This is a genomic window from Marichromatium bheemlicum, from assembly GCF_012276755.1.
Classification (GTDB): domain Bacteria; phylum Pseudomonadota; class Gammaproteobacteria; order Chromatiales; family Chromatiaceae; genus Marichromatium; species Marichromatium bheemlicum.
Genome location: NZ_JAAXKX010000015.1, coordinates 80,084 through 98,150, shown reverse-complemented (window position 1 = coordinate 98,150; position 18,067 = coordinate 80,084). Strand labels below are relative to the sequence as shown.

The 18,067-nt window shown below is 68.1% G+C and carries 16 protein-coding genes; 3 read left to right on the top strand and 13 right to left on the bottom strand.

Annotation, left to right across the window (positions count from 1 at the left end):
* From HF203_RS11350 to orn, 8 genes are all read right to left on the bottom strand, one after another.
* Positions 1–1,999, bottom strand: a 1,999-nt coding sequence (locus tag HF203_RS11350) for a tetratricopeptide repeat protein (protein ID WP_168669731.1), incomplete at its 3' end; no start/stop codon positions are given.
* A 75-nt stretch (positions 2,000–2,074) separates the two neighbouring features.
* Positions 2,075–2,848 (bottom strand): cephalosporin hydroxylase family protein, encoded by a 774-nt coding sequence (locus HF203_RS11345; RefSeq protein ID WP_168669729.1) that lies wholly within the window; start codon positions 2,846–2,848, stop codon positions 2,075–2,077.
* A 61-nt stretch (positions 2,849–2,909) separates the two neighbouring features.
* Positions 2,910–3,746: an NAD-dependent epimerase/dehydratase family protein gene (locus HF203_RS11340; RefSeq protein WP_168669727.1), complete on the bottom strand. Its 837-nt coding sequence runs from the start codon at positions 3,744–3,746 to the stop codon at positions 2,910–2,912.
* A gap of 11 nt (positions 3,747–3,757) precedes the next feature.
* Positions 3,758–4,984 (bottom strand): class I SAM-dependent methyltransferase, encoded by a 1,227-nt coding sequence (locus tag HF203_RS11335; RefSeq protein ID WP_168669725.1) that lies wholly within the window; start codon positions 4,982–4,984, stop codon positions 3,758–3,760.
* Positions 4,984–5,544 carry a dTDP-4-dehydrorhamnose 3,5-epimerase family protein gene (locus HF203_RS11330; protein WP_168669723.1) on the bottom strand — a complete coding sequence of 187 codons (561 nt, stop codon included), beginning with the start codon at positions 5,542–5,544 and terminating at the stop codon, positions 4,984–4,986. The genes HF203_RS11335 and HF203_RS11330 overlap by 1 nt, the downstream gene beginning before the upstream one ends.
* A complete protein-coding gene (gene rfbG / locus HF203_RS11325; protein ID WP_168669721.1) occupies positions 5,541–6,605 on the bottom strand; it encodes a CDP-glucose 4,6-dehydratase in 1,065 nt (354 codons plus the stop codon). Before rfbG ends, HF203_RS11330 begins: the two co-directional genes overlap by 4 nt.
* A 5-nt stretch (positions 6,606–6,610) precedes the next feature.
* Entirely contained in the window at positions 6,611–7,381 is a 771-nt protein-coding gene (gene rfbF, locus HF203_RS11320; protein ID WP_168669719.1) for a glucose-1-phosphate cytidylyltransferase, read from the bottom strand.
* Between the two features lie 152 nt (positions 7,382–7,533).
* Entirely contained in the window at positions 7,534–8,082 is a 549-nt protein-coding gene (orn, locus tag HF203_RS11315; RefSeq protein WP_168669717.1) for an oligoribonuclease, read from the bottom strand.
* A 197-nt stretch (positions 8,083–8,279) separates the two neighbouring features.
* Between orn and rsgA the strand changes: the two genes are divergently transcribed.
* Positions 8,280–9,284 carry a ribosome small subunit-dependent GTPase A gene (rsgA, locus tag HF203_RS11310; RefSeq protein WP_168669715.1) on the top strand — a complete coding sequence of 335 codons (1,005 nt, stop codon included), beginning with the start codon at positions 8,280–8,282 and terminating at the stop codon, positions 9,282–9,284.
* Positions 9,281–9,754, top strand: coding sequence for an EVE domain-containing protein (locus HF203_RS11305; protein WP_168669713.1), 474 nt, complete (start codon positions 9,281–9,283; stop codon positions 9,752–9,754). The genes rsgA and HF203_RS11305 overlap by 4 nt, the downstream gene beginning before the upstream one ends.
* 26 nt (positions 9,755–9,780) lie before the next feature.
* On the opposite strand, the gene cysN is transcribed toward HF203_RS11305, so the two are convergent.
* The 5 genes from cysN to HF203_RS11280 all read right to left on the bottom strand — a co-directional run bounded on the left by cysN (position 9,781) and on the right by HF203_RS11280 (position 17,211).
* Positions 9,781–11,688, bottom strand: a complete 1,908-nt coding sequence (cysN, locus tag HF203_RS11300; protein ID WP_168669711.1) for a sulfate adenylyltransferase subunit CysN — start codon at positions 11,686–11,688, stop codon at positions 9,781–9,783.
* Complete coding sequence (gene cysD / locus HF203_RS11295; protein WP_168669709.1) at positions 11,688–12,590, bottom strand: sulfate adenylyltransferase subunit CysD; 903 nt, start codon at positions 12,588–12,590, stop codon at positions 11,688–11,690. Before cysD ends, cysN begins: the two co-directional genes overlap by 1 nt.
* A gap of 148 nt (positions 12,591–12,738) precedes the next feature.
* A complete protein-coding gene (locus tag HF203_RS11290; protein WP_168669707.1) occupies positions 12,739–13,077 on the bottom strand; it encodes a hypothetical protein in 339 nt (112 codons plus the stop codon).
* A gap of 31 nt (positions 13,078–13,108) precedes the next feature.
* Positions 13,109–14,659, bottom strand: coding sequence for a mechanosensitive ion channel family protein (locus tag HF203_RS11285; RefSeq protein ID WP_168669705.1), 1,551 nt, complete (start codon positions 14,657–14,659; stop codon positions 13,109–13,111).
* Positions 14,660–14,832: 173 nt separating this feature from the next.
* Positions 14,833–17,211, bottom strand: a complete 2,379-nt coding sequence (locus HF203_RS11280) for a Tex family protein (RefSeq protein WP_168669703.1) — start codon at positions 17,209–17,211, stop codon at positions 14,833–14,835.
* A gap of 138 nt (positions 17,212–17,349) precedes the next feature.
* On the opposite strand from HF203_RS11280, the gene HF203_RS11275 reads away from it, so the two are divergent.
* On the top strand, positions 17,350–18,045 hold the full coding sequence (locus HF203_RS11275) for a 4'-phosphopantetheinyl transferase family protein (protein ID WP_168669701.1): 696 nt from the start codon (positions 17,350–17,352) through the stop codon (positions 18,043–18,045).
* Positions 18,046–18,067: the final 22 nt, after the last annotated feature.

Sequence of the window (18,067 nt, the reverse complement as noted above, 5' to 3'; positions counted from 1 at the left end):
TCAGGCTCTCGACACTCAATGGATCGGCATAGGTTCGGCTGTCGACGACCAGGCGCGAACCCGGCACCCGCTCGAGGATCTCGGACCACACCCGGATGGTGCGGTGGTTGACACGCACCCCACGGGTCAGCGTACCGAAGGTGATGTATCCCCGCTCCAGCGCCGGCAACACGTTCACCGCCCCCACCCCCTCGCTCGGACGATACATGCCGGCAGGCGCGGCAATCCGCCAGGGCCGCTCGCTGAACAACTCCTCAGCACCCTCGGGCACCAGGACCTCGTCGCACAGGAAGTAGTCGATCGCGCTCAACCCCGAGGTGTAGCCATAACCGACCCAGAGACTCACCGACACCGGCGCCGGCTTGCGCGTGAAGACCCTCAGCCGATTGCCCGCCGTATGTCCGGCCAGGTCCACCAGGATATCGATACCATCGGCACGGATGCGCGTATCGAGTTCGGCATCGCTCAGACCACGGGTCGGTACCCAATGATCGACCAACCCCTGGTAGCGCGCCGTCTGCGCGTCCTGACGCGTCAACTCGGCATAGGCGTACAGCTCGAATTGCGTCTGGTCATGGCATTCGAGCAGTGGCTCGAGCATGTAGCGGATCGCATGTGATCGAAAGTCCGGGGAGACATAGCCCACACGTAACCGACGTTCGGGGTCAGGAGGGTTGGCATATGCACGCCGATGCACGCGTGCAGGAGCGGCATGACGGTATTCGAAGTCCTGATAGGCCGCACGGATCGCCTCGACCGATCGATCCGGATGATAGTTCAGTGTGAAGAGCAGACTACTGTCAGCCCCGAAGGGATCCTCGGCCAGTTCCCGGGCCCGAAGGCGCACGGCGATCGAGGCATCGAGATCGCCTAGATCCTGGAGCACACACCCCAGATTGTGCAGGGCGCCGGGGTAGTCTGGATGAAGCTCAAGGGCCTGCTCGTAGCAGGCGCGCGCCTCACCGAGACGATCGAGATCGCGCAAGCTGTTACCCAGATTCAGATGGGCCTCAATCAGGTCGGGCTTGAGGACGAGCGCCTGCCGATAACAGTCGATCGCCTGCTGGGACTTGCGCTCCAGTTCAAAGGTGTTGCCCAGGTTGCAATAGGCCTCGGCATAATCCGGACGGATCCGAATCGCAGCAAGATAGCTCTGCTGCGCGGCGCCGAGTCGATCCAAGGCCGCAAACGCGTTGCCGCGATTGTTCAACGCCTCGACGTGATCCGGATCGAGCGCCAGGACACGCTCCAGGGTTTCCAGCGCGGTCTCGAACAGGCGGGCGCGGAGCTGGACGCTGGCGAGGTTGTTGAGACTCTGTACGTTGCAAGGGTCTCGTGCCAGCACCCGATTGAACCAATCGGTGGCCTGCGGCAACCGACCGAGCTGGAGACAGGCATTGCCGGCGTTGTTACATGCCAGGAGGAGCCCGGGGGCGATCGCATGGGCGCGGGCATAACACGCCAGGGCCTCGTCGAATCGGCCAAGCTCGTGCAATGCGAGCCCGAGGTTGTAATGAATCTTGGCTTGGTCCGGGGCGATCTCCAGGGCACGTCGGTAGTGTCTCAGCGCATCCTCGACCCGCCCCAGACGCAACAATGCTGTCGCAATACCGTCATGGATCTCGGGATCGGCGGCATCGAATACCAACGCCCGTTCGAGTACGGCGAGCGCCTCGGCATGATGCCGCCGCCGCACCAGAATCAGGCCCAGCGCCTTGTGGGCGAAGACATCGCCCGGGTAGCAGACGACGAACCGCCGCGCCTCGCGCTCCGCCGCTTCGAGGTCGGCACCAGCCGCCCGCGCGACCCATGCTTCGCGCAAGGACGGTGGTACCCGTTCGTCAAGACGGGGGCCAGTCTCGCCCAATTGGCGCAAGATCGCCTGGGCCTCGGTCTGATCGGGGTCGATGGCAAGCACGGCGCGACAGAGCGCCACGGCCACATCGTGCCGTCCGGCGACGAGATGTTCGTGAGCTTGAGTGAGCAGACTGTCGTTCATACCGAGGTCAGGGTCCCCACATCGTCATCGAGCACCCCGGCGACAGACCGGGTAGGTCGTACAAGATCGCATCATTCAAGCAACGCGCTTGAGAAAACCTCCCCGCGCAACCGTCAGCAACAGCTTGTCGGAGATCGATGCGTCGATCTCGAAACGTGAGTCCCTTGCAAGGAAATCGCGAACGGCCGTCATCGGATTGTCCCCCTGACTCCAGGGCCGCCCGGGAAAGACCGCGGTCTCGAATTCCTCGATCACCGTATCGAAGACGGTGCAGTAACACCCCGGGGTCACCAAGGGCGCATACAGATCCAACTCCTTCACGACATGGTCATGGGTGTGGCTCGAATCCAGACAGACCATCACCCGCTGCTCGCTGCGGATGGAACGGCGGACCTCGTCGAGGACGGCCGGATCCGTACTGTCGCCCTCGACCATCTCGATCCGCCCGGCCAGCGGATGGCTCTCGACGGCCTGGCGATTGTGCGCGCGGATATCGAGATCGATGCCGACGACCCGTCGCCGATCGGCGACCGGCACGCCCGCGCGCTCGGCATCGGTCAGATCGAGCAGCGCCAGCATGGAGGCGCTGAAGATCAGTGAGCCCCCGCGCGCGATCCCGGTCTCGATGATGACGTCCGGACGCGTCGTCCAGATGATCTCCTGCAGCGCGAAGACGTCCTGGGGATACTGGATGATCGGCAGACCGAGCCAGTCGAATTGATACGAGTAACGCGCCCGCAAACTCTCGCGCATGAACCCCTCGGCGGCCTCCTGCAGGGGGCCATCGTCACGATAGTCCTCGACCCGGGCCGCACGTTCGGCAATGAAACTCTCGCGGTCATCTTTCATAGTGAAGTGGCCATAGCAGCAAAACTCCGTGGATTTTGGTGAGAACGGGCGCGAACCCCGTTCACGTCTCGTCCAGCACCCCGATGATGCACGGCGGGTCCTGCGGATTATCGGGCCGCGACCCGAAGCGCAAGAGATCGCGACGACCATAACCGTCGGCGACCCGCTCGGCGATCTGGCGTACGCTCTGGCCCCTGCCGGAGCAGATGTTGAACGCACCGCATCGCCCGCCCAGCGCGACCTCGGCGATCATCTCACCGGCCCGCTCGACATCGAGATAGTCGCGAACCTGCTCCCCCCCACCGAGATCGACAGGCTCTCCGGCAGCAAGCCGGGCATGGAGATAGGCCACGAGCCGGCGCGGATCCTCGCCCTCGCCATACAGATAGAAGGGACGGCACCAGGCGAACTCGACGCCCGCCACTCGCAGCAACTGCTCGAGGACCTGATAGGTCGATGCCTTGCATGCGCCATAGAGGGTCCGGGGCCTCAGTGGCGTGTGGATACCGAGAGCCCCCGGCGTCGGGTCGTACTCGGCACAGCTGCCGACACCGACGAAGCGCCGACCGCCAGCGGCGACGAACGCCTCGGCCAGATGCAACGATCCGGTCAGACAGACAAGATTGCGCGTGGAGTCCAGATACTGACCGGGCTCGGCATACCAGGCCGCATGCACCAACATCTCCCCCCCGGCCAGCGCGGTCTGCAGCGTTTCCACCGAAGCGGTGAAGAGATCCTCGATCTCGACCAGCTCGACACCGCGGGCCGGGAACAAGGCCGCGGCACGCGCAGGATCACGCACCAGCAGGCGCACCCCGACACCTCGCACGAGCAACGCCTTGACGATGCGGCGTCCGACAAACCCGCTCGCCCCCGTCACGATGACCCGTTCATTCATGGTCTGTCGCCTCAACACTCGCAGAGTCGGGGCACCGAGACAACGAAGCGCGCGCCCCACTCGCGGACATAGTCGAGCTGCGCGGTGAGTTCATCGCGCAGGTTCCAGGGCAGCAGCAGCACCCGGTCGGGGCGGGTCTCGCGCAGGCGCGACTCGGCGACGATGGGGATGCGGCTGCCGGGGAGATGGCGGCCCAGCTTGCCGGGGCTGCGGTCGACCACATAGTGCAGCAGATCGGGACGCACCCCGGCGAAGTTGAGCAGGGTGTTGCCCTTGGCCGCGGCGCCGTAGCCGACCACCTGGAGCCCCTGGCGCCGCGCCTGGATGAGATAGTCGAGCAGGTCGAGACGCAGCCGCTCGGCGCGCGCCTGCAGCCCCTGGTAGGTCGCCGCCCGCTCCAGCCCGGCGGCCAGCTCCTCGGCGCGCAGCGCCGCCACCCGGGGCGTGGTCGGACGCGCGCCGTGGTCGGCACGCTGGGCGAACACCCGCAGGCTGCCGCCGTGGGTCGGCAGGGTCTCGACGTCGAACACCGCCAGGCCGTTGGCCGCGCACACCCGCGCCACCGCACCCAGCGACAGATAGGAGTAGTGCTCGTGATAAAGGGTATCGAACTGGTTGCCCGCGATCAGCCGCAGCAGGTGCGGGAACTCGAAGGTCGCCACCCCGTCCGGGCGCAGCAGCAGGGCGATGCCGGCGACGAAATCGTTGATCGCCGGGACATGGGCGAGGACGTTGTTGGCGATCACCAGATCCGCACCCCAGCCCTCGGCGAGCAGCCGCGCGGCGAGCGCGCGGTCGAAGAAGGCCTCGACGATCTCCAGCCCGCGCTCGCGCGCTGCGGCGGCGACCGCCGCGGTCGGCTCGACCCCCAGACAGGGGATGGCTCGTGCGCGCAGGTGCTGGAGCAGATAGCCGTCGTTGGCCGCCAGCTCCACCACCCGCGAGTCGCCGTCGAGCCCGAGACGCTCGACCATGGTCGCGACATAGCGCTCGGCATGGGCCACCCAGCTCGTCGAGACGCTGCTGAAATAGGCGTAGTCGGCGTCGAACAGGGTCTCGGGGCGGGCGAAGTCCTCGGTCTGCACCAGCCAGCAGCGCTCGCACACCAGCACCCGCAGCGGGTACCAGGACTCGGGGCGGTGCAGCGCCGCAGCGCCCAGATAAGCGTTGGAGGGCGGCGCGCTGCCGAGATCGACGAAGGGCAGGCGCAGCGGCGCGCCGCAGTGGCGGCAGTGCATCACGCAATCCCCCGAAAGTCGTCGTCGAGCAGCGCCAAGGCGCGATCGCGCGCCGAGCGCTCGCCGAGCGGCAACGGCCAGGGGATGGCCAGGCTCGGGTCGTCTGCGCGCACCCCGCCCTCGGCCTCGGGGACATGAGGCGCGGTGTGCAGATAGAGCAGCTCGCAGTCGTCCGTCAGCGCCTGGAAGCCGTGGGCACACCCCTCGGGGATCACCAGGGTGGTCGGGCGCTCGGCCTCCAACCGCTCGGCGTGCCACTGCAGGAAGGTCGGCGAGCCGGCGCGCAGGTCGAGCGCCAGGTCCCAGACTGCGCCGCGCAGACAGGTGACGAACTTGGTCTCGGCGTGCGGCGGGCGCTGGTAGTGGAGCCCGCGCACCGTGCCGCGCGCACGCGTCAGCGAGCGGTTGATCTGGACGATCGGGCGCCCCCCGCCAAGCGCCGCCAGATCCGCCGCGCAGTAGAGCCGCTCGAAGACGCCGCGCGCATCGGCGAGCGGCGCCCGCTCGATCACCTCGACCCCGGCGATCGCGGTCGGGTGACGCACCAGGCGCGCGCTCATCGCGGTGGCTCCGTAGCCATGTAGTCGGCGATCTGCGCCAGGGTGCGGACCTGCATGTCCTCGCCGGCGCGCCAGGCGCGGTGCCAGTCGAGGGTGCGCGCCAGCGCCTGCTCCAGCGGCCAGCGCGGACGCCAACCGAGCGCGGCGCGCGCCTTGCTGCTGTCGAGTCGCAGCACCGCCGCCTCGCGCGGCTGAGGGCTGTCATCGAGCCGCCACTGCGCCCCCGGCACGGCGGCACACAGCCACTCGACCAGCCAGCGCACCGGGCGCGCGTCCGCGGCCTCGGGGCCGAAGTTCCAGGCGCCGATGTACTCACCCTCGTCCGCGCACAGCCGCTCGGCGAGATCGAGATAACCGGCGAGCGGTTCGAGCACGTGCTGCCAGGGCCGGATCGCCCCGGGCGCGCGCAGCACCACCGGCTCGCCGGCGTCGATCGCGCGCAGCACGTCGGGGACCAGCCGCTCGGCGGCCCAGTCGCCGCCGCCGATGACGTTGCCCGCACGCGCGGTGGCGAGCGCCGTGCCGGCCTCCTCGAGGAAGGCGCGACGATAGCTCGCGCTGACCAGCTCAGCGCAGGCCTTGCTGCTCGAATAGGGGTCGTGACCGCCGAGGGCGTCGTCCTCGCGATAGGGCCAGACCCAGTCGTGGTTCTCGTAGCACTTGTCGCTGGTCACCACCACCACGGCGCGCACCCCGGGATGCTGGCGCACGGTCTCGAGCAGGTCGACGGTGCCCATCAGGTTGACCGCATAGGTCTCGACCGGATCGCGATAGGCCGCGCGCACCAAGGGTTGAGCGGCGAGGTGGAACACCACCTCGGGCGCGGCGGTATCGAAGGCGGCGGCGAGCGCGGCGCGATCGCGCAGGTCGGCGATGTGCTCGCCGGCGAGGCGCTCACCGACCCGCGCCGCCTGGTACAGGCTCGGGGTGGTCGGCGGCGCCAGTGCATAGCCGTGCACTCGGGCACCGAGCCGTGCCAACCAGAGCGTGAGCCAGCCGCCCTTGAACCCGGTGTGACCGGTGATGAGCACCCGCCGTCCCGACCAGAATTGCCGTTCCATCGTCGTCACCAGGTCTTCCAGGGCGCCGTCCCAGAGCGCCACAGTGCCTCGAGCTGGGTGCGGTCGCGCAGGGTGTCCATCGGTCGCCAGAAGCCCTGGTGTTCGAAGGCCATCAGCTCGCCCATGGCACTGAGCTGCGTCAGCGGTTCGCCCTCCCAACCGGTCTCGTCACCGGCGATCAGCTCGAGACAGGCCGGCGAGAGCACAAAGAAGCCGCCGTTGATCAGCCCGCCGTCGCCGCGCGGCTTCTCGGTGAAGGCGGCCACCCGCGCGCCCTCGCGCTTGATCGCGCCATAGCGCCCGGGGGCCTGTACTGCGGTGACCGTGGCGAGATGGCCGTGATCGTGGTGGAAGGCGACCAGCGCACCGATGTCGACATCGCTCAGGCCGTCGCCATAGGTGAAGCAGAAGGGCGCCTCGGTGTCGAGATACTCGCCCACCCGCTTGAGCCGACCACCGGTCTGGGTGTGCAACCCGGTGTCGACCAGGGTCACGCGCCAGGGTTCGGCCTTGCGCTCATGGACCTCCATGCGGTTGTTGGCGATGTCGAAGGTGACGTCGGACATGTGCAGGAAGTAGTTGGCGAAGTACTCCTTGATGACATAGCCCTTGTAGCCGCAGCAGATCACGAAGTCGTTGATACCGTGAGCTGAGTAGTGCTTCATGATGTGCCAGATGATCGGCATGCCGCCGATCTCGATCATCGGCTTGGGGCGCAGGTGCGACTCCTCCGAGATCCGCGTCCCGAAACCGCCTGCCAGAATGACCGCCTTCATCAGTGCTCCTCAATCAGGGTATCGATTGCGATCGGCGTCTGCAGCAATTACGGCACGACCAGCAACGAGATGAACAAAACCGTTCACGCCCACCTTTGTCTGTCCCTTATGATAAACAGCACGACTGAGATCGCACAGCACCGCACGCCAACTCACTCCAACCGCAGTAGCTGCTCACGATAATAGCGCAGCTCCTCGATCGACTCGCGAATGTCGTCGAGGGCAAGGTGGCGCGAGGCCTTGCGCACCCCGGCGGCGACCTCCGGGGCCCAGCGCTGGGCGAGGATCTTGAGGGTGCTGACATCGAGGTTGCGATAGTGACAGAACCCTTCGAGCCGGGGCATCCAGCGGGCGAGGAAGCGCCGGTCCTGACAGATGCTGTTGCCGCACAGCGGCGAGGTCCCAGCCGGCACCAGGTCGGCGAGGAACTCGAGGGTGGCGCGCTCGGCGGCAGCCTCGTCTTGCGCGCTCAGCCGCACCCGCTCGATCAGCCCGGAGGCACCGTGGTGCTCGCGATTCCACTCGTCCATGGTGGCGAGCTGCGCCTCGGATTGGTGGATCGCGATCACCGGTCCCTCGGCCAACACCTCGAGTTGGGTGTCGGTGACGATGGTGGCGATCTCGAGGATACGGTCGGTGTCGGGGTCGAGTCCGGTCATCTCCAGGTCGATCCAGATCAGGTTCTGCGGGCTCTTGGTCATGAGCGCTCCTTGAGCGATGGGGCCTGTCGCGAGGCCGAGTGGCGGAATCAGGGCGCAGTGTACTGCAAGGAGCGACGCCGTGCGGAGCGCCGGCGCTTTCCCTAGAATAGCCGCACCCCAGCCAGGAGCCCGAGCATGCACACCGACCACCCGCGCCGCCCCCACTCCACCCCGCCCCAGTCCCGCCGGAGCGCCCGATGAACCGGCGGCGGCTGTCGAAGCGACAGATCGAGCGCATCCGCGCGATCCAGGAGCGCCGGCGCGAGCGCCTCGCCAACCGCCCCGAACAGGCGCTCGCCGACTGCGAGGCCGAGACCCCGCCCGAGGAGGGGCTGGTGGTGGTGCGCCACGGCGCGAGCCTGGTGGTCGAGGACCACGACGGCACGCTGCACCTTTGTGTCGCGCGCCAGCACATCGGCCACCCGGTGTGCGGTGACCGGGTGGTGTGGCAGCGCGGCGAGCCCGGTCGTGGGCTGGTTAGTGCCATCCTCGAGCGCCAGACGGTGCTCAGCCGCCCCGACTACAGTGGTCGCGACAAGCCGATCGCAGCGAACCTCACCCGACTGGCGGTGCTGATCGCCCCCGAGCCCGAACCGAGCGGCTATCTGGTCGACCAGTATCTGGTCGCCGCCGAGGGCATCGGCGTCGAACCGATGCTGGTGGCCACCAAGATGGACCTGCTCGACGCCCCGGCGCGCGCGGCCTTCGAGCAGCGCTACGCGCACTATTGCGCGATCGGCTATCGCACCCTGTGGATCAGTCTGGAACAACCCGAGACGCTGGCCCCGTTGGTCGAGGCACTGCACGACCAGACCAGCATCCTCGTCGGTCAGTCCGGGGTGGGCAAGTCGTCGCTGGTCAAGGCGCTGCTGCCCGATCGCGACATCCAGGTCGGGCGCCTCTCGGCGGCCACCGGGCTGGGGCGTCACACCACCTCGGCGGCGAGCTGCTACCGCCTGCCCGGCGGCGGCGTGCTGATCGACTCGCCCGGGGTGCGCAGCTTCCGCCTCGGCGCCATCGGCCTGGCCGAGCTGCAGTGGGGCTTTCGCGAGTTCCGCCCGTACCTCGGCGGCTGTCGCTTCGCCAACTGCCGTCACGATCAGGAGCCGGGCTGCGCCATCCGCGCCGCGGTCGAGCGCGGCGAGATCGCAGCCGCGCGACTGGCCAACTTCCATCATCTGGCGCAAGGGGCGGGCGCATGACCCACTGGCTGTTCAAGTCCGAGCCCGGGGTGTTCGGCATCGACGACCTGGCCGCGCGCGGGGTCGAGCCCTGGGACGGGGTACGCAACTATCAGGCGCGCAACCTGCTGCGCGACCGTACTGCCGTCGGCGACCCGGTGTTCTTCTATCACTCCAACTGTGCCCGCCCGGCGATCGTCGGACTGGCCGAGATCGCCAGCAGCCCGCGCCCCGACCCTACCGCCTTCGATCCCGCCTCGCCCCATCACGACCCCAAGGGCGACCCGGCGACACCGCGCTGGTATCTGGTCGACGTACGCTATCGCCGTCATCTCGCCCGCCCGATCGAGCTAGCCGAACTCAAGACCCACGCCGAGGGCGCGCTCGCCGAGTTGCCACTGGTGCGCCGCGGCAACCGCCTCTCGGTGATGCCGCTGAGCCCGGCGCAGTTCGACTTCATCCTCGCGCTCGAACACCGCCCGGCGCCCTGAGCCCCGGACCACCGGACGGCGGCGGCTCAGATCACCCCGCGTGCGGCGAGCAGCTCGACGACCTGCTCGGCCAGGGTCTCGGGGTCGGAGCCGTTGGCATCGAGGCGCAGCTCCGGGGCCTCGGGCGGCTCGTAGGGGCTGCCGATCCCGGTGAAGTTGGGGATCTCGCCGGCGCGCGCCTTCTTGTAGAGGCCCTTGGGGTCACGCGCCTCGCAGGTCTCGAGCGTGGCATCGACGAAGACCTCCAAGAACTCGCCGTCGGCGAGCCGCTCGCGCGCTAGGCGCCGTTCGCTGCGGAACGGCGAGATGAAGCTGACACAGACGATCAGCCCGGCCTCGACCATCAGCCGCGCCACCTCGGCCACTCGACGGATGTTCTCGACCCGGTCCTCGGCGGTGAAACCGAGATCGCGGTTGAGCCCGTGACGGACGTTGTCGCCGTCGAGCGTCATGGTGTGGCGTCCCATGGCGTGAAGGCGCTGCTCGACGAGATCGGCCACCGTCGATTTACCCGCGCCCGACAGCCCGGTGAACCAGAGCACGCAGGGCTTCTGTCCCTTGGCCGCGGCGCGCGCCGCCTTGTCGATCTCCATCGCGTGGTGATGGATGTTGGCCGCGCGGCGTAGCGCGAAGTCGACCATGCCGCAGCCGACGGTGGCATTGGTGATGCGATCGACGAGGATGAAGGCACCGGTCTCGCGATTGTCGACATAGGGGTCGAAGGGCACCGCGCGATCGAGTGCGAGGTTACACACCGCGACATCATTGAGTTCGAGGTGCTTGGCGGCGGTCTGCTCCAGGGTGTTGACGTTGACCTTGTGCTTGATCTCGGTGACCTGGGCGTTGACCGTGGCGGTGGCGGTGCGCAACAGATAGGGTCGACCGGGCAGCAGCGGCTGCTCGTCCATCCACACCAGGTGCGCGGCGAACTGATCGGCAACCTCGGGGCGCGATTCAGCACCGGCGATCAGGTCGCCGCGCGAGACGTCGATCTCGTCGTCGAGCACCAGGGTCACCGCCTCGCCGGCACCGGCCTGCTCGCGATCCCCGTCCATGGTGACGATCCGCGCGAGCGTCGAGCGCTTGCCTGCCGGCAGCACCACCAGCGGCTCGCCGACACGCACCCGACCACCGGCGATGGTACCGCTGAAGCCACGGAAGTCGAGATTGGGTCGGTTGACCCACTGCACCGGCATGCGGAAGGGCCCGGCACGCAGGTCACGCTCGACGTCGACCCCCTCCAGGTAGTCGAGCAGGGTCGGCCCCGTATACCAAGGCATCCGCTCGGAGGCGGTGGTGACGTTGTCGCCGGTGAGCGCCGAGACCGGGATACAGGTCACCGCCTCGACCCCAAGCTCGGTGGCAAAGGCGCGATAGTCGGCGCTGATGCGCTCGAAGGTCTCGCGGTCCCAGTCGACCAGATCCATCTTGTTGATCGCCAGCACCAGGTGGCGGATGCCGAGCAGCGAGACGATATAGCTGTGACGCCGGGTCTGGGTGAGTACCCCCTTGCGCGCGTCAGCGAGCAGCACCGCGGCCTCGGCGGTGGAGGCGCCGGTGACCATGTTGCGGGTGTACTGCTCGTGCCCGGGGGTGTCGGCGACGATGAACTTACGCCGATCGGTGGTAAAGAAGCGGTAGGCAACATCGATGGTGATGCCCTGCTCGCGCTCGGCGGCCAGGCCGTCGACCAGCAGCGCCAGGTCGAGGTTACCGCTGCCGGTGGTGCCGAAGCGCGCCGAGTCGTTCTCGAGGCTCGCGAGCTGGTCCTCGAACAACAGCTGGCAGTCGTAGAGCAGCCGCCCGAGCAGGGTCGACTTACCGTCGTCGACCGAACCGCAGGTGATGAAGCGCAGCAGCGTCTTGTCCTCCTGGGCGCGCAGATAGGCCTCAACCTCGGCGGTGGCGCTGGCGTGTTCCGGTGTCTGGGTCATCAGAAATACCCCTCCTGCTTCTTGGCTTCCATGGAGGCGCCGGCATCCTGGTCGATGACCCGGCCCTGTCGCTCGCTGGTGCGCGCCAGCAGCATCTCGCGGATGATCTCGGGGAGCGTCTGCGCACGGCTCTCCACCGCGCCGGTGAGCGGGTAGCAACCGAGGGTACGAAAGCGCACCATGCGCGCCTCGGGCGTCTCGCCCGGGGCCAGCGGCATGCGTTCGTCGTCGACCATGATCAGGGTACCGTCGCGCTCGACCACCGGGCGCGGCGCGGCGAAGTACAGCGGCACCACCGGGATCTGCTCCTGGTAGATGTACTGCCAGATGTCGAGCTCGGTCCAGTTCGACAGCGGGAAGACGCGGATGCTCTCGCCCTTGTTGATGCGACCGTTGTAGAGATTCCACAGCTCCGGGCGCTGGTTCTTGGGGTCCCAGCGATGGCTGCGGGTGCGAAAGGAGAACACCCGCTCCTTGGCCCGGCTCTTCTCCTCATCGCGGCGCGCACCGCCGAAGGCGGCGTCGAAGCCGTAGAGATCGAGCGCCTGCTTGAGCGACTGGGTCTTCATCACGTCGGTGTGGACCGCCGAGCCATGGGTGAAGGGCCCGATACCCTGCGCCACCCCCTCCTGGTTGATATGCACCAGCAAATCGAGCCCGAGTTCGGCGGCACGCCGGTCGCGGAAGGCGACCATCTCGCGGAACTTCCAGGTGGTGTCGACATGCAGCAGTGGGAAGGGTGGCTTGGAGGGATAGAAGGCCTTGAGGGCCAGATGCAGCATCACGCTGCTGTCCTTGCCGATGGAGTAGAGCATCACCGGGTTGCGGAACTGGGCCGCGACCTCGCGCATGATGTGGATGCTCTCGGCCTCGAGGCGTTGCAGATGCGTCTGATATGACATGGCTTCCCTGATCTCGTACACGGGCGACGCGCCGCCAACGGGACGCGCGCATAGATGCCCAATGGTAATGGCAAACGATGAGGCGATGAAAATCGTAGGCGATCGCAAGACACCACGAGCACGAGGGCCAGGGCCGCGCGACCCGATGCTAGCGCAAGCGCTGCGCCTCGACGCCGCCCAGCCCAAGCACCTCGGCCCCGAGTGCCAGCGCCTGCGCGGCGAAGTCGTCGGCGTCTTCCCAGGCCAGCCCCTCGGCCACCACCTCGTCGAACACGGCCCCGACCACCCGCAACCGATCACCGCCCGGTTCACGCTCGGCGCAGACATAGAGGCTCGGTTCCCCCTGCCCCGCAGGGACGAAGGCGAGGATGAAGCGATAGGACCGCGGATCGGCGCTATCGATCTCGCCGAGCAGGGTCGCCTCGCAGCCCCCGAGTCGATAGCGCCGCTTGGGGATCGCGGTGCGGATGTGCGGTCGGTGCACCATCGTCGCTGCTCCTGATCTCGGATGACTGGGCTCAGCGCCCCCGGTGATAGAAGCGATTGGGGCGGACCATCACGGTTTCGATACGGCGACTGATATCACGCAGACTCAACCGACGCACCGGCTGACGACTGGCGGTACGCGCCGCCTCGGCGGTATCGAGTCGTTCCTTGACCACCCCGGCGAGACGCTCGGAGAGTTCCGGGCGCGCGGCGACGATGCGTCGCACGCAGTCGAGATCGATGCGGATCAGGCTGACATCGCTCTTGGCGGTGAACTCGATGAACGAGGGATCGGTGGTCAGCATCGCGGTGATGCCGAAGTGCTTGCCCGGCCCCAGCGTCTCGGTGACCTTGCGGGTGTGGTCCGGGAGGGTGACCGTGGCCTCCACCAGACCGCCGGCGACGACATAGAAGGCGTCGCTCTGCGCCCCCTCGGCGAGGATCACGTGACCGCTGTCGTAGTGACAATAGACCCCGCGTGCAGCGACCTCCTCGAGTTCATCGGCGGTGAGCAGGCCGCTCACATCCAGCCCCTTGAGCGCGAGCAGGATGCTCGGCGGCTCGGCGTGACTGATATGGGCTCGACGGGTGCGCATCTCGCGCACCTCCGGGGCCATCTCGATGCCCGCCTCCTGGAGGCTGCGGTGGATCTCGCGAAACAGCTCCTCGCGGGCACGGAACATCGCCGGATAGTTCTTCAGGTGCACCCAGACCATGTAGACATAGGGCACGGTCGTGGCCTCGCTCAGACGCACGATCGGATAGGGAAACTTGAGCACGCTCTCGCAGCGCATCGCCGCATCCAGCAACAGCGCGGTGGCGAAGCGTGGATCGACCTCGGCGGGTAGCTTGACGAAGTACCAGGGGGCATAGAGGTGCTGGTCGTCGTGCAGGTTCTTGATCGGTTGTCCGGCCATCTGCGAGTTGGGGATGATGTGGGTGGAGTTGTCCCAGCCGCGCAGCCGGGTCGAGCGCCAGTTGAGATCGATCACCTGACCGACGATACCGCTGTTGAGTTCGACCCAGTCACCGAGGCGAAACGGACGCTCGACACCGAGGGCGATGCCCGAGAAGAGGTCGCCCAGGGTCTTCTGCAGCGCCAGACCGAGCACCGCCGCGGCGACACCGGTCGAGACCCAGATACCGGTGAAGGAATAGCCGCGCTGCCACAGATAGACGGCCAACGCGAAGAGCATCACCGCGACATAGATCAGACCGACGACCAGCTTGGGCACGCGCTCGGAGAGATCGTCGTCGGCGCGCACCAACAACACCACCTCGATCAGTCGCGCCACCGCCCAACCGGCGGCCAGGTGCGCCACCAGCAGGGTCAACGAGCGAATCCCGGCATCGACATCAGGGACCTCGAGCACCCGGGCGCCGAGCCTGAGCAGGGTCCCGGCGACGAGGACCATCCCCGGCAACACCAGCAGGTCGAGCAGCGCCACCAGTCCGGGGAAACGACTGGCGACGGGACGATTGTCGATCCGCCAGGTAATGAAACGGATCACCAGGAAGGCGAGTAGCACGCCGAGAAACAGGTGCCAGTTGTCCTGGGCCAGGGAGTCGAACAGTGCGGTCATGTCGTTGATCAGCCTGGGTCTTGCATGGGGTCGGACCGATCGACGTGCCGCCACCGGGCGGACCCGGCAACCGACGGCGCATCCGACCGGCGGGATCGTGCATCAGGGCGGTGAGGCCAAGCGCTGGCAACACCGCCGCGAGCGCCCCGGCGCGGGCGCTCGCCTGGGCGCGCTCAGCCCTTGCGGGCCTTGGCGAAGGCCTCGGCCATGGCGCCACCGAGCGCGGCGGCGCCCTGCCCGGCACCGGCACCTCGCTGACGGCGCTCCCCCTGGCGCGGCTTGCTCGACTTGGCCTTGGGCCGGGCCGGGCGCTGGCCCGACTTGGCCGCCTCGCCCGCGGCACGCGCCGGGGCCTTGCCGCGCCCGCTCGCCCCGCCCTTGGTGCCATCCTCGTCGCCGAGGCGCCGGGTGAGGGCGATGCGCTTGCGCTCGAGATCGACCTCGAGCACCTTGACCTTGACCAGATCGCCCGACTTGACCACCGCATGCGGATCCTTGACGAAGCGATCGGCGAGCGCCGAGATGTGCACCAGACCGTCCTGGTGCACGCCAATGTCGACGAAGGCGCCGAAGTTGGTGACATTGGTCACCGTGCCCTCGAGCACCATCCCCGGCTTGAGGTCGGCCAGGGTCTCGACGCCCTCCTTGAACTGCGCGGTCTTGAACTCGGGGCGCGGGTCGCGACCGGGCTTCTCCAGCTCGGCGAGGATGTCGCGCACCGTCGGCAGCCCGAAGCGCTCGTCGGTGAACGCCGCCGGGTCGAGCGCGCGCAGCGTCGCGGTATCGCCGATCAGCGCCCCGATCTCCTTGCCGGTGTGCGCGACGATGCGCCGCACCAGCGGATAGGCCTCGGGATGCACCGCCGAGGCGTCGAGCGGCTCGTCGCCGTCGGGCACCCGGAGGAAGCCGGCGCTCTGCTGGAAGGTCTTGTCGCCGAAGCGCGACACCGCCATCAGCGCCTTGCGATTGGCGAAGGCGCCGTGGTCCTCGCGGAACTGGACGATGTTCTCAGCCAGCCCGCGGTTGAGTCCCGAGACCTGGGCGAGCAGCGGCACCGAGGCGGTGTTGAGGTCGACGCCGACGGCGTTGACGCAGTCCTCGACCACCGCATCCAGGGTGCGCGCGAGCTGCCCCTGGTTGACGTCGTGCTGGTACTGGCCGACGCCGATCGCCTTGGGCTCGATCTTGACCAGCTCGGCGAGCGGGTCCTGCAGCCGGCGTGCGATCGACACCGCACCGCGCAACGAGACGTCCAGCAGCGGCAGCTCCTTGGAGGCGAACTCCGAGGCCGAGTAGACCGAGGCGCCGGCCTCGCTGACCACCAGCGAGCGCAGCCCCAGCTCGGGGTGGCGCGTGATCAGCTCGCGCACCAGCCGGTCGGTCTCGCGCGAGGCGGTACCATTGCCGATGCTCACCAGCTTGACCCCATGCAACCGCGCCAGCTCGGCGAGCCGGGCGATGCCGTGATCCCACTGGTTGCGCGGCACATGTGGATAGATGGTGTCGGTATCGACCACCCGCCCGGTGGCATCGACCACCGCGACCTTGACCCCGGTGCGCAGCCCCGGGTCGAGCCCGAGGGTCGGCAGCCGCCCGGCCGGCGCGGCCAGCAGCAGCGCCTTGAGGTTGAGACCGAAGACGCGGATCGCCTCACCCTCGGCCGCCTCCAGCAACCGCCCCTTGAGTTCCAGGTCGAGCCGGGTGAGGAGTTTGACACGCCAGCACTTGCGCACCGTCTCGAGCAGCCAGTCGTCGGCCGCGCGGCCCTGTTGGGCGATGCCGAAGCGCGCGGCGATGCGCGCCCGACAGGGGGCATCGGGGTCCTCACCGGGACCGGCCAACAGCTCCAGCGCGAGCACCCCCTGATTACGCCCCCGGAACAGCGCCAGGGCGCGGTGCGAGGGGATCTTGGCGATCGGCTCGCGATAGTCAAAATAGTCGGCGAACTTGTTGCCTTCCTGCTCCTTGCCCTCGAGCACGCGCGAGACCAGGATGCCCTGCTCCCACAACCGGTCGCGCAGCTCGCCGGCGAGCGCCGCATCCTCGGCGAAGCGCTCCATGAGGATCTGACGCGCACCCTCGAGCGCCGCCTCGGCATCGGCCACCCCGCGCTCGGCCTCGACATAGGCCACGGCGCACTGCTCAGGCACCTGGGTGGGGTCGTCGAGCAACGCGTCGGCCAGCGGCTCGAGCCCGGCCTCACGGGCGATCTGCGCCTTGGTACGGCGCTTCGGCTTGTGCGGCAGATAGAGGTCCTCGAGCCGCTGCTTGGTCTCGGCCGCGGCGATCTCGGCGTGCAACTCGGCGGTGAGCTTGCCCTGCTCCTCGATGCTCTTGAGCACGGTGGCGCGACGCTCGTCGAGTTCGCGCAGATAGACCAACCGTTCCTGCAGATGACGCAGCTGGACGTCATCGAGACCGCCGGTGACCTCCTTGCGATAGCGCGCGATGAAGGGCACGGTGGCACCCTCGTCGAGCAGCCGCACGGCCGCCTCCACCTGCGCGGGTCGGACCGCGAGTTCCTGGCTGATGGTCTCGGTGATGCTGATCATTGACTCTCGTTCATGGTTGCGAAATGGGAAAACCGGGCATGGCGCCACGCTCACGCGCCGGACGCGCCCGTGGCATCATACCCGAGCGTTGGGGCGGCGACCGCCCCGGCGCCGATCGACAAGGACAGCCCCGTACCCATGAACGAAGAACACATCCATTGGCAAGCGGTCAACACCGCCCCCTCACTCGCCACCGACGCTCTCCACCTGTGGCGCATCGATACCGGCGAGCACCACGGTCAACCCCTGGCGACGGCCAGCGCCGCGCTCGATCAGGCGCAATTGACACGACTCGAACGCATCCGCGACCCGGCCCTACGCGCCCGAGCCATCCGCGCCCAGGCTGGGCTGCGGCGCATCCTCGGGCACTACCTGGGCGAGGCGCCACGACTGGTCAAGGGCGCCAACGGCAAGCCCTATCTCGACGCGGGGCAGGCGGCGCTGGCCTTCAACCTCACCACCAGCGGCGAACTGGCGCTGCTCGGCGTGCGACACGGGCGCGGGCCAGCGGTCGAGCTCGGCGTCGACTGTGAGTGGATTCGCCCGCGCAGCCGCCTCGCGGCGGTGGCACGGCGGATGTTCGATCCTGCCACCTGCGCCGCGATCCTCGCCCACCCCGAGCACCAGCGGCTCGCCCCCTTCTGCCGCGCCTGGACCGCGCTCGAGGCCGATGCCAAGTGCGACGGTCGCGGGCTGATGCGCCCACGCCCGCCGGCCAGCCCATTGCCGCAGATCGCTCACTGTTGCCCGGCCCCGGGTTATATCGCCGCCGTGGCCAGCCCGACCTTGCCACCACGGGCACACTGGCACACCCTTGCGCTCGCGCACGACTGAGCGGCAACAACCACCCTCGCCC